Source organism: Allobosea sp. UNC402CLCol (assembly GCF_000745475.1).
Classification (GTDB): Bacteria; Pseudomonadota; Alphaproteobacteria; order Rhizobiales; family Beijerinckiaceae; genus Allobosea; species Allobosea spartocytisi.
Genome location: NZ_JQJJ01000009.1, coordinates 504,602 through 519,179 on the forward strand (window position 1 = coordinate 504,602; position 14,578 = coordinate 519,179).

Below are 14,578 nucleotides of genomic sequence, written 5' to 3' on the forward strand. Positions count from 1 at the left end.
AGACTATCGCACCAGCCGCGGATTGCTTTTGCGGCGTGACTATCCCGCCAATGGCCGGGAGGCATGCGCCAGAGACATGCTCATCGGCCGTTTCCGCTACGCGGGGCGCCCGGCAGCTTCGGGCGAACAACGGATTGTGATCGCGCCGAAAGCCGCCCGGCAGTCGAAGCGACGGGGTGACGAACTCAGAAGGCCGCCGCCCGCGTGGGCGCGACGAGACCGAGGCGTTCGCGCGACCACCAGCGGCCGAGCATCATCACCGACACCACCGCGAGGCCGATCACGAGCCCGATCCAGATGCCGCGTCCGGCCAGCGGCGTGAGGAAGCCAAGTGCTGCCGAAAGCGGCAGGCCGATGCCCCAATAGCCCAGGCCGGCGAAGATCATCGGCAGCCGCGTATCGCCGAGGCCGCGCAGGATCGAGGCGCCGACGACCTGCGCCCCGTCGGCGAGCTGGAAGACGGCGGCGTAGAACAGGAACGTCATGGCAAGCCCGGCGACCTCCGCGGCTCCGGGTTTCGAGACGTCGAGGAAGGGCGCGACGAGCCATTGCGGAGCGAGCGCCATCAAGAGCGCGGTCGAGGCCATGAAGCTCAGGGCGAGGAACAGCGCCGTGGCGCCCGCGCGCCGGACACCCTCGCTGTCGCCGGCCCCGAAGGCGCGCCCGACCCTGACCGTGCCGGCCTGCCCGATGCCGAGCGGCACCATGAAGGTCAGCGAGGCGATCTGGATCGCGATGGCATGCGCCGCGAGCGGGCTCTCCCCGAACAGGCCCATCATGAAGGCGGCGCCGTTGAAGATCACGACCTCGAAGGCGACCGTCAGCCCGATCGGGAAGCCGATGCGCCAATAGGTCCGGTAGCGCGGCCAGTCCGGCACCCAGAAGCGCCCGAGCAGGTGGTAGCGGCGGAAGCGCCGGTCGAGCGAGACGACGAGCGCGAGACCGGCGAACATCAGCGCCGAGGACAGCGCAGTCGCGAGGCCGGAGCCCGGCAGGCCCAGCGCCGGAAAGCCGAGATGCCCGAACATCAGGCACCAGTTGGCGAAGGCGTTGAAGGCGACGGCGAAGAGGACGACGATGAAGGCCCAGCGCGGCCGCTGCAGCGCCGCGACGAAGCCGCGCAGGCACAGATAGAAGAAGAAGGGCAGCAGCCCCCATTGCAGCGTATGGACATAGGATGCGGCCGCCTTCGACAGCGCCGGATCCTGCCCCATCGCGTTCAGGATGGCTTCGGCCTGCCAGAGGACCAGCCACATCGGGCCGGCCATCGTCGCCGCCGCCCAGAAGCCTTGTCGCACCGTCCGGCGCAGGTCGCGCACGGCATGGCGGTTGCGGCCGAGCTCGATCGCGATCATCGGCGAGACCGCGCTCATCACGCCGATGCCGAAGATCAGGAAGGCGGTGTAGAGATTGCTGCCGAGTGCGCCAGCCGCCAGCGCCTGCGGGCCGAGATGGCCCATCATCACGACATCGGTGGCCGTCATCGCCGTCTGCGCGACATTGGTCAGCACCATCGGCCAGCTCAGGGCGAGCATGGCCCGGGCCTCGGTGAGCCAGGGATGGGAACGGGCGGGGGCTGCGGCGACGGTTGACATGGCGCTCCGCTTCTACCCGCGATTGCCGATCGCAGACAGCCACCCGCGCAGGGGGGCGGCTGCGCGCCGGGCGGGTCGACAAGCCGGGATGCGGCCTGCATCTTGCCTCGCGCTAAGCAAGGAGGGTTGTCGTTCATGAGCACCAATCTGCGGATCGACGGCGCGCGGCTGACCTCGCGGCTGGCAGATCTGGCGCGCATCGGCGCGACGCCGGAGGGCGGCTGCCGCCGTCTTGCCCTGACCGATGAGGACAGGCAGGGCCGCGACTGGCTCGTCGGCCAGCTCGAGACGCTCGGCCTCGACGTCCGCATCGACGCGATCGGCAACATCGTCGGCATCCTGAAGGGCCAGCTCGATGGACCCGCCGTCATCATGGGCTCGCATATCGACACGGTCGGCACCGGCGGGCGCTTCGACGGCGCGCTCGGCGTCGTCGCCGGCGTCGAGGTGTTGGCGGCCCTGCGCGATGCCGGCCTCACGCCGAAGCGCGACATGGCCGTCATCGCCTTCACCAACGAGGAGGGAGCTCGATTCCATCCCGACATGCTCGGCTCCTATGTCTGGGCCGGCGGGATGAGCGTCGAGGCCGCCCACCGCGAAGTCGATTCCGAAGGCGTCGGCCTCGGGGCCGAGCTGAAGCGCATCGGCTATGAAGGCGCGGAGCGGCCCGGCTTCCTGCCCGCGCATGCCTATCTGGAGATGCATATCGAGCAGGGGCCGGTCCTCGAGAACGAGGGCGGCGGTCTCGGCGCCGTCACCGGCATCCAGGCGATCACCTGGCTGGAATTGACGCTGAAGGGCCGCCCGAGCCATGCCGGCACGACGCCGATGGCCTATCGCAAGGATCCGGGGCTGGCGGCTGCGCGCATCAATATCTTTGCCAACGAGCTCACCAAGACCATCCCGCACCAGCTCGCCAATTCCGGCGTCATCCGCGTGCAGCCCGGCAACGTCAACGTCGTGCCCGAGACGGTGGTGATGACGCTCGACTTGCGCAATCCGCAGGATGCGCCGCTCGCCCAGGCCGAGGAGGCGGTGCGCCGCTTCTGCGCCGAGCTTTCGGAGCGCGACGGCATCGCCATCGCCTTCCGCGATCTCGCGCGCTTCCCGGCGACGCCCTTCGCCGAAGAGCTGATCGCCGAGGTCGAACGCAGCGCGGGCGAATTCGGCTTGCCGATCCGGCGCATGATTTCCGGCGCCGGCCACGACGCCCAGATGATGGCGCGGCTTTGCCCGACTGCCATGGTCTTCATCCCCTCGATCGGCGGGCTCTCGCACAACCCGGCCGAGTTCAGCACCGACGAAGACATGGTCGCCGGCGCCAATGTGTTGCTCGCCACCGCCTGGCGCGTGGCGAACGCCTGAGGATCTCCCGCATGACGACGATCGCTTCGCTCTCGGCCGCCGAGCTCGGCCCCCTCTACGCCAGCAAGGATGTGTCGCCGGTCGAGGTCGCGAAGGACGCGCTCGCCCGCATCGAGCGCTTCGAGCCGCAGATCAACGCCTTCGTCCATCGCGACGAAGCGGCGACGCTCGCCATGGCTGAGGCGTCTCAAGCGCGCTGGCTCAAGGGCGAGGCGACCGGCCCGCTCGACGGCGTGCCGGTCACGATCAAAGACAACATCGCCGTCGCCGGCTGGCCGATGCGGCGCGGCTCCGCCGTGGCCTCCGACGCGCCCTTCCCGGAGGATGCGCCGGCCACGGCCCGCCTGCGTGAAGCCGGCGCCGTCTTTCTCGGCAAGACGACCATGCCGGAATATGGCTGGAAGGGTGTCGGCGATTCGCCGCTCACCGGCATCACCCGCAATCCCTGGAACATCGGCACGGGGCCGGGCGGCTCTTCTGCGGGAGCGGCATCGGCTGCGGCGCTCAATCTCGGCTGCATCCATATCGGCACCGACGGGGCCGGCTCGGTCCGTATCCCTGCCGCCTTCACCGGCGTCGTGGGGCTCAAGCCGAGCTATGGCCGCGTGCCGGCCTGGCCGATCTCGACCATGGGCTTCCTCGCCCATCTCGGCCCGCTCACCCGCACGGTGACCGATACGGCGCTGGCGATGCAGGTGATCGGCCAGCCGGACGAGCGCGACATGACGGCGATGACGGGCAGGCCGCCGGACTATGTCGACGGCCTCAAGGGCGGGCTCAGGGGCCTGCGCGTCGCCTGGTCGCCGCGGCTCGGCCTCGACGTGCCGGTGGATCCCGAGATCGCGGCGCTGACGAGCGCAGCGGCACAGCTTTTCGCCGAGCTCGGCGCGACGGTCGAGGAGGCCGATCCCGGCTTCGCCGATCCGATCGAAACCCTGATCACCTTATGGGCATCGGGCGCGGCGCTGGCACTGCGCGACACCGATGCTGGCGGTCGGGCGCGGATGGATCCGGGCCTCGTCGCCGTCGCCGGGCAAGGCGAGCGCATTCCGGCCTCGGCCTATGTCGATGCGCTGCTCAATCAGCGCAACGCACTGGCGCTGTGCATGGCCCGCTTCCACGCCCGCTTCGACCTGCTGCTCACGCCGGCCCTGCCGCTGCCGGCCTTCTCGGTGGGCCGCAACACGCCCGAGCATGGCGCCTATGGCGATGACTGGACCCGCTGGACGCCCTTCACCTACCCCTTCAACCTCACCCAGCAGCCCGCGATTTCCGTGCCTTGCGGCCTGACCGAGGCCGGGCTGCCGGCGGGGCTGCAGATCGTCGGCGCTTTCGGGCGCGATGCGCTGGTGTTGCGGGCGGCCGCCGCCTTCGAACAGGCCAAACCCTTCGCCCGCGTCGATCAGCCGATCAAACCGATTTAACCGGCATTTTTTCTGCAGTCGCTCCTTTGCCGCGCGATCCAACGCCAAGGGCCGGATATTCCGGCCCTTTCGTCGTTTTGCGCCGCTCTGGCACGAACCCTGCAGGCGACCGCGCTGCCTGAAGGAGCGTCTTCGGCGTGTTGTCAGGGAGAGTTTTTCTGCCCAAACTCGCGCCAAGGCCGCCCGCTCAGAGGTTGCCACACAGGGGAGAGAATGATGGATCGCAGGACGTTTCTGAAATCCGCGACCGGTGCCGGCGTTGCTGCCGCGGCAGGGGGGCTGGCGATGCCGGCCCTGGCGCAAGGCGCGGCGGCCAAGACCCTGCGCTTCGTACCGCAGGCGAACCTCGCCAATTTCGACCCCATCTGGGGGACGCAATATGTCGTCCGCAATGCCGCGGCGCTGGTCTGGGACACGCTCTACGGCATTGATTCCAAGTTCCAGCCGCAGCGCCAGATGGTCGAGTCCGAGGAAGTCTCGGCCGATGGATTGACCTGGACCTTCAAGCTGCGGCCGGGCCTGAAATTCCATGACGGCACGCCGGTTCTCGCCAGGGACGTGGTCCAGAGCCTGGTGCGCTGGTCCGCCCGCGATCCGATGGGGCTGATGCTCCGCGCCATCCAGGTCGAGCTCGCGCCGATCGATGACCGAAGCTGGAAATGGGTGCTGAAGCAGCCCTTCCCGAAGATGCTGCTGGCACTCGCCAAGAACAACGCGCCCTGCTCCTTCATCATGCCGGAGCGCATCGCCAAGACCGACCCCTTCACGCAGATCACCGAATTCGTCGGCTCCGGCCCGATGAAGTTCGCCCGGAACGAATGGGTTCCCGGCGCCAAGGCCGTCTTCGAGAAGTTCACCGACTATGTTCCGCGCTCCGAGAAGGCGGACTGGCTGGCCGGCGGCAAGAACATCCTCGTCGACCGCGTCGAATGGGTCATCATGCCCGATCCCGCGACGGCGGCCGCAGCCCTGCAGAACGGTGAGGTCGACTGGTGGGAGACGCCGCTCTCCGACCTCGTGCCCGTGCTCAAGGGCAATGCCAACATCAATGTCGATATCGGCGATCCGCTCGGCAATATCGGCTCCTTCCGCATGAATCACCTCTTCCCGCCCTTCAACAACGTCAAGGTGCGCCAGGCGGTGATGACCGCGCTGAACCAGGAAGACTACATGCGCGCCCTCGTCGGCGAGGACGACAAGCTCTGGAAGGAGCTGGGCGGCTTCTTCACGCCCGGCACGCCGCTCTATACCGAGGAGGGCGGCGAGATGATGAAGGCGAAGAACGTCGCCGCCGCCAAGAAGCTCCTCGCGGAATCGGGCTACAAGGGCGAGCCGGTGGTCTGCGTCGTGGCGCAGGACATGGCGGCGACCAAGTCGATGGGCGACGTCACCGCCGAATTGCTGAAGAGCATCGGCATGAACGTCGATTTCGTCGCGACCGACTGGGGCACCGTCGGCGCCCGCCGCGCCCAGAAGACGCCGCCGGGGCAGGGCGGCTGGAGCATGTTCCACACCTGGCATGCCGGCGCCGACTGCATCAATCCGGCCGCCTACACCGCGATCCGCGCCAATGGCGAAAAGGCCTGGTTCGGCTGGCCCGACGTGCCGGCGGTCGAGACCGAGGTGACGAACTGGTTCAACGCCAAGGACCTTGCCGAGGAGAAGGCGGCGCTCGGCCGCCTCAACAAGGCGGCGGTCGAGAATGTCGTCTATGCGCCCACGGGCTTCTACCTCGGCTATCAGGCCTGGCGGAAGAACGTCTCGGGCGTGGTTTCAGGCCCGCTGCCCTTCTTCTGGGGCGTGTCGAAGGCTTGACGATGGCGGGGGCGGCGGTGGCCGCCTCGACGCTTCACCCTGCTGCGTCCGGGACATCCGTTCCGGCCGTGGCCCCTGGTCAGACTTGAACGAGGTTCGGACAGCCCCATGCTTGCATTCGTCGTCAGACGCATCGTCGCGACCATCCCGGTGATGGCGTTCGTTGCGCTGTTCGTGTTTTCGTTGCTGTACATCGCGCCGGGCGATCCGGCGGCGATCATCGCCGGTGACCAGGCTTCGCCGGCCGATGTCGAGCGCATCCGCGCCAGCCTGGGGCTCGACCGGCCCTATCTGGTCCGTTTCGGCGAATGGTCGTGGCGGGTCGTGCAAGGCGATCTCGGCACCTCGATCTTCACCAACCTGCCGGTGACGCAGCTCATCGCCCAGCGCGTCGAGCCGACGCTCTCGCTGATGGTGCTGACGCTGATCTTCGCAGTGGTGATCGCGGTTCCGATGGGCGTGATCGCCGCCTGGAAGGCCGGCACCTGGATCGACAAGGGCGCGATGGCCTTCGCCGTCCTGAGTTTCTCGGTGCCCGTCTTCGTCGTCGGTTACCTGCTCGCCTGGATCTTCGCGCTGAAGCTCGACTGGCTGCCGGTGCAGGGCTACACGCCGCTCTCGCAGGGCGTCTGGCCCTGGCTCAAGAACCTGATCCTGCCGGCGGTGACGCTCGGGCTGGTCTATATCGCGCTGATCGCGCGCATCACCCGCGCCACCATGCTGGAGGTGCTGCAGCAGGACTATGTCCGCACCGCCAATGCCAAGGGCGTGGCGCAGAAGGACGTGCTCTTCCTGCACTCGCTCAAGAACGCGGCGGTGCCGATCGTCACCGTCATCGGCATCGGCATCGCGCTGCTGATCGGCGGCGCCGTCGTCACCGAGAGCGTCTTCGCCATTCCCGGTCTCGGCCGGCTCACCGTCGATGCCATCCTGCGGCGCGACTACCCCGTCATCCAGGGCGTCGTGTTGATGTTCAGCCTGGTCTACGTGCTCGTGAACCTGCTGATCGACCTGACCTACACCCTCGTCGACCCGAGGATCCGCTATTGACCTTGCAGCATCCCATTCCGGCGAACGGTATCGCCGCCCCCGCAGCCCCGGCGAAGCCCGCCGGGCCCGGCAAGCTCGTCCGCTTCGGGCGCTATCTGCGCCGCCACCCCTCGGTCGCGATCGGCGGCGGGCTCCTCGTCCTCATGGCGCTCATCGGCCTGTTCGCGCCGCTGCTCGGCACCGTCGACCCGACGGCGATCTCGCCCAGCCGGCGCACGCGCGTGCCCTCGGAGCTCTACTGGTTCGGCACCGACATGCTCGGCCGCGACATCTATTCGCGCGTCATCTACGGCGCGCGCGTCTCGCTGCTCGTCGGCTTCAGCGTGGCGATCCTGGCCTCGGTCGCCGGGCTCGCCATCGGCCTCTTTGCGGGCTTCATGCGCTGGGCCGACGGCATCGTCATGCGCATCATCGACGGTTGGATGTCGATCCCGCCGATCCTGCTCGCCATCGCGCTGATGGCGCTGACGCGCGGCTCGATCGGCAACGTCATCCTCGCCATCACCGTCGCCGAGATTCCGCGCGTCGCCCGCCTCGTCCGCGGCGTGGTGCTGTCCTTGCGCGAGCAGCCCTATGTCGAGGCGGCCGTGGCGAACGGCGCGCGCGCGCCGCGCATCATCATCAAGCACATCCTGCCCAATACCTTCGCACCGATGAGCGTGCAGGCGACCTATATCTGCGCCAGCGCCATGATCGTCGAGGCCATCCTCTCCTTCATCGGCGCGGGCGTGCCGCCCTCGACCCCGTCCTGGGGCAACATCATGGCCGAGGGCAGGGCGCTCTGGCAGGTCAGGCCGCACATCATCCTGTTCCCGGCCGTCTTCCTCTCGATCACCGTGCTCGCGGTGAACATGCTCGGCGACGGCCTGCGCGACTCGCTCGATCCGCGCATCGCCAAGCGGCTCTGACGCGGCAGCCCTGCCGCTGAAGCAACCCCCGCCAACCACTGCCGGCGCTTGACGCGCCGGCAGTGGTTTTCGAGCCTGTCATCCCATTATCCGGAGCCTTCCGCCGTGAGCCGAATCCTGACCGTCGCCGCAGCCCAGCTCGGCCCGATCCAGCGCGACGAAAGCCGGGCTTCGGCCGTCGCCCGGATGATCGCGCTGATGCGGCAGGCGAAGGAGCACGGCGTCGAACTCGTCGTCTATCCGGAGGCCGCGCTCACCGCCTTCTTCCCGCATTGGTGGATGGAGGACGAGGACGAGATCGACAGCTATTTCGAGACGGCGATGCCCTCGAACGAAACGGCGCCATTGTTCGAGGAAAGCAAGCGCCTCGGCATCGGCTTCCATCTCGGCTATTGCGAGCTCGCCCATGAGGAAGGGCGCAAGCGCCGCTTCAACACCGCGATCCTCGTCGACAAGACTGGCACCATCGTCGGCAAGTACCGCAAGATCCATCTGCCCGGTCATCCCGAGCACCGGCCCGATGCGCCCTATCAGAATCTCGAGAAGCGCTATTTCGAGACCGGCAATCTCGGCTGGCCGGTCTGGCGGACGATGGACGCCCATATCGGCATGATGATCTGCAACGACCGGCGCTGGCCCGAGAGCTACCGCGTCATGGGTTTGCAGGACGTGGAGCTGATCGTGCTCGGCTACAACACGCCCAAGCACAATCCGCCCGCACCTGACCATGACCGCCTTGGAAACTTCCACAACCAGCTCGTGATGCAGGCCGGCGCCTATCAGAACGCCACCTGGGTCGTCGGCGTCGCCAAGGCGGGGCCGGAGGCCGGTGTCGACCAGATCGGCGGCTCCTGCATCATCGCCCCGACCGGCGAGGTCGTGGCGCAGGCCGTGACGGAAGGCGACGAACTCGTCATCGCCCGTTGCGACATGGATCTCGGCAAGAGCTACAAGGCCTCGACCTTCAACTTCGCGAAGCATCGCGAGCCGCAGGCTTACGGCATGATCGTCGAGCGCAAGGGTGCCGGGCCTTTGCTGGGAGGATAGAGCCCGTGTCACCCGACCCGTTGAACCGGGATTGTTTCTTCCCACCGAAGCTTTCCACCTATGAGCAGGCGGCGCGCGGTTTCTCCGCGCAGGGCCAGAACGGCGGCATGTCCCATGTCCAGCGCGTCCATCTGAGCGTCGGCCAGAATTATTATCGCTTCTGCGATGCGGCCCGCTTCGCCAGCGATCCGCTGCGCGCCACCGCCGGCGGCTGGTGGGCGGATCACGAGGTCTTCAGCAAGGTCAGGAGCGTGGCGGGCCGCTCGGCGACCATGGCGCGCTATGCCCAGGGCCTGGGCGAGGCCACGCTGAGCTACGCCGCCAAGCTCTATTTCGCGATTCCCTATGAATGGGGCGATTGCGGCGTCATCGTCGTCGCAAGGCTCACCGACCGGATCGACGCCTTTCGCGGCCGCGGCCTGACCGCCTATCTCGGCGGCGCCGACGCCCGTGACGGCGGGGCGAAATACACGCCGATCCAGGACCCGACGATTTCGCAACTCTTCATTCCCGAATTGCATCTGTATTTCGGGCGCGCCTTCTCTATCGTCCGGCAGGGGCCGGCCTCCACCTTCTGAACGGCGTCGCCATCGCCTTTGCTCAATGGCCTGCGGAGTAGTTTCGATGACCCACGACATTATCCTCAAAGGCGGCCGGGTCATCGACCCCTCGCAGAAGCATGACGGCATCCTCGACGTCGCCTTCACGGACGGCAAGGTCTCCGGCTTCGGCAAGGATCTGAAGGGGGCGAAGGAGATCCGCGACGTCTCCGGCTACATCGTCACGCCCGGCCTGATCGACCTGCACACCCATGTCTATTGGGGCGGCACCTCGCTCGGCATCGACGCCGACGAGTTCTGCCGCCTGTCGGGTGTCACCACCTCCGTCGACACCGGCTCGGCCGGCCCCGGCAACTGGGCGGGCTTCCGCAAGCATGTCATCGAGCCGAGCCAGGCGCGCATCCTCGCCTATCTCCACGTCTCGCATGCCGGCATCTACGGCTTCGACCACCGCGTCATGGTCGGCGAGAGCGGCGACATGCGCCTGATGAACCCGATCGACTGCGCCGAGGTCGCCGACAAGAACCGCGACTACATCGTCGGCATCAAGGTTCGCGTCGGCCTGCATGCCTCGGGCGACCAGGGCACCAAGCCGCTCAACATCGCCCTGCAGGTGGCCGAAGAGGTCGGCATGCCGCTGATGTGCCATATCGACCATCCGCCGCCATCCTATGAGGAAGTCCTTGCCATGCTCAGGCCGGGCGACGTGCTGACGCACGCCTTCCGCCCCTTCCCGAACGCCCCCTGCACGGCGCAGGGCACGGTGAAGCCGGAGGTGGTGGCCGCCCGCAAGCGCGGCGTGATCTTCGATATCGGCCACGGCAAGGGCTCGTTCTCCTTCAAGACGACGCGCGCCATGCTCGCCAACGGCTTCGAGCCGGACGTGATCTCGTCGGACGTTCACAAGCTCTGCATCGACGGCCCGGCCTTCGACCAGGTCACCACCATGTCGAAATTCCTCTGCATGGGCATGAGCCTGAACAATGTCGTCGCCGCTTCGACGGTGAACGCCGCCATGGCGCTGAAGCGCCCGGAATACGGCTCGCTCAAGGTCGGTTCGCTCGGCGACGCGACGATCCTGACCGTCAAGGAAGGCAAGTTCGACTATGTCGACGTGGTCGGCGAGCACCTGATTGGTGACAGGAAGTTCGTCTCCGAGGGCGTCGTGCTCAAGGGCAAGTGGTGGCACCCGAAGCGGACCAGCAAGTTCCCGAAGGTCGCGGCGTAACTTTCATGTCACGCGAAACGGGCTGGCGCCGCATGGCGCCTGCCGATCTGCCGGCCGTGTTGCGGATCGCGGCCGTTGTCCACCCATCCTATCCCGAGGACGAAGCCGTCTTCGCCGAGCGGTTGCGGCTTGCCGGCGAAGGCTGCCATGTCCTGGAGGGCGAGGGCGAGGGCGGGGCGCTGCTCGGCTATCTCGTCAGCCATCCCTGGCCGGCCGGCGAGATCCCTGCGCTCAACTCCCGGCTCGGCGCCGTTCCGGACGGTCAGGCGAACTGGTATCTGCACGATCTCGCTGTGCTGCCCGAAGGACGCGGAGCGGGGGCTGGCGGCCGGATCGTTGCGGAGCTCGCCCGCCGGCTCGGGCAGGCCGGCTACCGAAGCCTCTCGCTGGTGGCGGTGAACGGCTCTACAAGCTTCTGGCGGCGTCAGGGATTTGCCGTTGTTGCAGAGCCCGCGCTGGCCGGGAAGCTGGCGACTTACGATGAAGCGGCCTGCTATATGCGCCGCGACCTAAAGGACTGACGCGACAGGCGTCGGCGAAGGACTGAGGAGAAAGATGCCATGAGCGCCGATGACAGGCTGAAGGAACTGGGGCTGACCTTGCCGGAGGTGCCGACGCCGGTCGCGACCTATGTCAGCTTCAAGCAGGTCGGCGACATGATCTATCTCTCCGGTCAGGGTCCCAAGCGCGCCGACGGCACCTATCCGACCGGCAAGGTCGGCGCCGACGTCACGATCGAGCAGGCCTATGAGCATGCCAAGCAGACCGGCCTCGGCCTGCTCGCGGCGATGAAGAAGGCGGCGGGCTCCCTCGACAAGGTCGAGATCGTCAAGCTGCTCGGCATGGTCAATGCAGCGCCCGATTTCTCGGACCATCCCAAGGTCATCAATGGCTGCTCCGACCTGTTCGTCGCCGTGCTCGGCGACCGGGGCCGCCACGCCCGCTCGGCCGTCGGCATGGGCTCGCTGCCGAACCGGATGACCGTCGAGATCGAGGTTATCGTGAAGGTGCACCCATGAGCGTCACCGCGACCACCTCCAGGGCCGTCGACCAGCCGGCCGCGACCCCTCTCGCGGCCGAGATCGCCCGCATTTACGGCACCCCTGCCGTCGTGATCGACCTCGACAAGGTCGATGCCAACATCGCCCGTCTCCAGGCCGCCTGTGATGCGGCCGGCGTCGCCAACCGCCCGCATATCAAGACGCATAAATCGCCCGAGCTGGCGCGGCTCCAGGTCGAGGCCGGCGCGCGCGGCATCACCTGCCAGAAGCTCGGCGAGGCCGAGGTGATGGCCGATGGCGGCATCGACGACATCCTGATCAGCTACAACATCCTCGGCGAGGAGAAGCTGGGCCGCCTCGGCGCGCTCCAGCGCCGCGTCCGCATGATCGTCGCCGCCGACAACCCCGTCACCATCTCTGGCCTGCCGCGTGCCGGCGAGATCGCAGGCCGTGATCTGGAAGTCGTCATCGAATGCGACACCGGCCGCAAGCGCGCCGGCGTCGAGACCCCGAACGAGGCGGTCGAGTTGGCGAAGATGGTCGCGGCCTCGCCCGGCCTGCGCTTCGCCGGCTTCCTGATGTACCCGCCGGAGGATGGCTGGGAGCGCACGCAGGTCTTCCTCGACACCGCCAATGCCGGCCTGCGCGATGCCGGCCTCAAGGCCGACATCGTCTCGACCGGCGGCTCGCCCAACATCCCCAACATGGGCAAGCTCAAGGGCGCGACCGAGCATCGCTCGGGCACCTCGATCTTCAACGACCGCATGCAGATGGCGGCCGGGGTCGCGACGCTCGATGATTGCGCGCTGACCGTCTACGCCACGGTGGTGAGCCGGGCGGCGCCCGAGCGCGGCATCCTCGATTCCGGCTCGAAGACGCTGACCAGCGACAAGGGCGGTCTCGACGGCCATGGGCTGATCCTCGAATATCCTCGCGCGAAGATCGCGCAATTCGCCGAGGAGCATGGCTTCCTCGATCTCTCCGGCACGAACGAGCGTCCCGTCGTCGGCGAGGTCGTGCGTGTCGTGCCGAACCATGTCTGCGTCGTCGTCAACATGGTCGACCGGCTGATCACGGTGCGGGGCGACAAGCTGATCGGGGAACTGCCGGTCGCGGCGCGGGGGAAGCTGACCTGACTGAAGCGCATCCGCATTTTCTTCAAGCGAAGCGGCGGCCGCTTCGCTTGAACATGCTCAGGCTCAATTCTGCAGGATCTTCGATCCTTTGATCGTGACATGTCCGGACGCCTTGGCTTCGAGGTGTCCGGAGGCCTTGAGCGTGACGTCCCGTCCGTGAAGCTCGACGCTGCCGTCCTTCTTCAGGTCCAGCCTGGCATCGCCGCTTTTCAGCACCATCGCGTTGGCGCTTTCGACCAGAAGCGTCTTGCTGACCGCGACCGTCATCTCCTTGCCGGAGGTGACGGCGAGGCTCTGTCCGCTATCGATCTTGCAGCCCACGGCCGCCGTGACGTTGAAACTGCGTGTTTCGAACGAGGCTTCATGGCCGCTGCTGATGCGCAAACGGTTGCCGACAACGAGGCTGGCATTGGCGCCTGCGATCACGGCAAGGTTGGCGCCTGCGGTCAGCGTCATCGCGCTGCCGGCCGTGAGCGAGATCCCGAGCCCGCAATTGACGGTCAGCGAGCCCGGCGCGTTGATGACGACATTGCCGCCCCGGTCTGCCGAAATCGCCTGCAGCAAGGCTGCGACCTGCGTCTCCAGCGTGGCGATGCGCTTCTGGAGGGCTTCGTTGTCCCGATCGGCCATCGCATTCCCCGCTTATTGGATGACAGGGTGACGAAACGTCACCTTATCACGCGACAGGCTTGGCGAGAATGCGCTCCGCGGCTCAGCTCTCCGGATGCCGCGCGTTCCAGTTCGCCGCATATTCCGCGCAGAGCCGGTCGAGTTCGGCCCTGTCGGTGACGCCGGCAGGGCGGCTGCGCGAGGGCGAGGCCTGCTGGAACGGCACGGAGCGCTGATGCGCCACCCGCCAGAGCCGGCGCAGCTCCGCCAGCGGATCGGCATGATCGTCGACGCGGATGTCGAAGCTCGGCACCGGCTCGCCGTTCCAGATGCGGATGGCGGCCGATTGCCGGCCACGCTTGTCGCCGCCGGCCTTCTCGCCGGCTTCGAGCGCGACCAGGAGCCGTTCGTCGAAATCGAGGCCGGATGCCGCGATATAGGCCTTCAGCGTCTGCTGCACGACCTCCGGCCCCGCCAGCATGTTGCCGGCGACCGAGACCTGCGGCCCGTCCACCGCACCGCACCAGTCGATGCAGGCCGCACCCGTGTGAGCGGCGATCTTGCCGTCGCGGTCGATGACATGGAGCTGGCGATGGGCACGGCCCTCGTCGGCCGCCGTCAGCGTCGCGACGATCTCGAGAGCCGAGCGACCTTCCTGCAGCAGCTTCAACCCGTCGACGCCATAGAGCGGATTGACGAAGGCCTGCGTCGCGATGGCGCCGATCCGGCCGCCGCCATAGGGCACGCGCGCGCCGACGGCGAAGGCGCAGGTCGAGACGGCGACGCCATAGGCGCCGGTCGCGGCGTCGCGGGCGACGATGGACCAGGTCATATGCGGTT

14 protein-coding genes are annotated in these 14,578 nt (G+C 67.5%); 11 read left to right on the plus strand and 3 right to left on the minus strand.

Going from position 1 to position 14,578, the window contains the following annotated elements:
- Positions 1 to 185: 185 nt before the first annotated feature.
- Positions 186 to 1,595: an MATE family efflux transporter gene (locus GY40_RS09645; RefSeq protein ID WP_038361261.1), complete on the minus strand. Its 1,410-nt coding sequence runs from the start codon at positions 1,593 to 1,595 to the stop codon at positions 186 to 188.
- Between the two features lie 135 nt (positions 1,596 to 1,730).
- On the opposite strand from GY40_RS09645, the gene GY40_RS09650 reads away from it, so the two are divergent.
- The 11 genes from GY40_RS09650 to GY40_RS09700 all read left to right on the plus strand — a co-directional run bounded on the left by GY40_RS09650 (position 1,731) and on the right by GY40_RS09700 (position 13,129).
- Entirely contained in the window at positions 1,731 to 2,960 is a 1,230-nt protein-coding gene (locus GY40_RS09650) for a M20 family metallo-hydrolase (RefSeq protein WP_038361264.1), read from the plus strand.
- A gap of 11 nt (positions 2,961 to 2,971) precedes the next feature.
- Entirely contained in the window at positions 2,972 to 4,384 is a 1,413-nt protein-coding gene (locus GY40_RS09655) for an amidase (RefSeq protein WP_038361267.1), read from the plus strand.
- Positions 4,385 to 4,600: 216 nt separating this feature from the next.
- Positions 4,601 to 6,199 (plus strand): ABC transporter substrate-binding protein, encoded by a 1,599-nt coding sequence (locus GY40_RS09660; RefSeq protein WP_038361270.1) that lies wholly within the window; start codon positions 4,601 to 4,603, stop codon positions 6,197 to 6,199.
- A 108-nt stretch (positions 6,200 to 6,307) separates the two neighbouring features.
- The gene (locus GY40_RS09665; protein WP_038361273.1) at positions 6,308 to 7,249 is read left to right on the plus strand and encodes an ABC transporter permease; all 942 of its coding nucleotides are present in this window, start codon (positions 6,308 to 6,310) and stop codon (positions 7,247 to 7,249) included.
- A 95-nt stretch (positions 7,250 to 7,344) separates the two neighbouring features.
- Complete coding sequence (locus tag GY40_RS09670) at positions 7,345 to 8,157, plus strand: ABC transporter permease (protein WP_248311153.1); 813 nt, start codon at positions 7,345 to 7,347, stop codon at positions 8,155 to 8,157.
- Between the two features lie 105 nt (positions 8,158 to 8,262).
- Positions 8,263 to 9,204, plus strand: coding sequence for an N-carbamoyl-D-amino-acid hydrolase (locus GY40_RS09675; RefSeq protein ID WP_038361279.1), 942 nt, complete (start codon positions 8,263 to 8,265; stop codon positions 9,202 to 9,204).
- Positions 9,205 to 9,209: 5 nt separating this feature from the next.
- Positions 9,210 to 9,782, plus strand: coding sequence for a hypothetical protein (locus GY40_RS09680; protein WP_156115913.1), 573 nt, complete (start codon positions 9,210 to 9,212; stop codon positions 9,780 to 9,782).
- Between the two features lie 46 nt (positions 9,783 to 9,828).
- Entirely contained in the window at positions 9,829 to 10,992 is a 1,164-nt protein-coding gene (locus tag GY40_RS09685; protein ID WP_038361284.1) for an amidohydrolase/deacetylase family metallohydrolase, read from the plus strand.
- Positions 10,993 to 10,997: 5 nt separating this feature from the next.
- On the plus strand, positions 10,998 to 11,513 hold the full coding sequence (locus tag GY40_RS09690; protein WP_038361287.1) for a GNAT family N-acetyltransferase: 516 nt from the start codon (positions 10,998 to 11,000) through the stop codon (positions 11,511 to 11,513).
- A 39-nt stretch (positions 11,514 to 11,552) separates the two neighbouring features.
- The gene (locus GY40_RS09695) at positions 11,553 to 12,011 is read left to right on the plus strand and encodes a RidA family protein (RefSeq protein ID WP_038361290.1); all 459 of its coding nucleotides are present in this window, start codon (positions 11,553 to 11,555) and stop codon (positions 12,009 to 12,011) included.
- Positions 12,008 to 13,129 carry an alanine racemase gene (locus tag GY40_RS09700; protein WP_051987724.1) on the plus strand — a complete coding sequence of 374 codons (1,122 nt, stop codon included), beginning with the start codon at positions 12,008 to 12,010 and terminating at the stop codon, positions 13,127 to 13,129. Before GY40_RS09695 ends, GY40_RS09700 begins: the two co-directional genes overlap by 4 nt.
- 63 nt (positions 13,130 to 13,192) lie before the next feature.
- Here the strand turns inward: GY40_RS09700 and GY40_RS09705 are convergent, their stop codons facing one another.
- The gene (locus GY40_RS09705) at positions 13,193 to 13,759 is read right to left on the minus strand and encodes a DUF2345 domain-containing protein (RefSeq protein ID WP_038361293.1); all 567 of its coding nucleotides are present in this window, start codon (positions 13,757 to 13,759) and stop codon (positions 13,193 to 13,195) included.
- An 82-nt stretch (positions 13,760 to 13,841) separates the two neighbouring features.
- A complete protein-coding gene (locus GY40_RS09710) occupies positions 13,842 to 14,570 on the minus strand; it encodes a DUF1028 domain-containing protein (RefSeq protein WP_051987725.1) in 729 nt (242 codons plus the stop codon).
- Positions 14,571 to 14,578 lie beyond the last annotated feature (8 nt).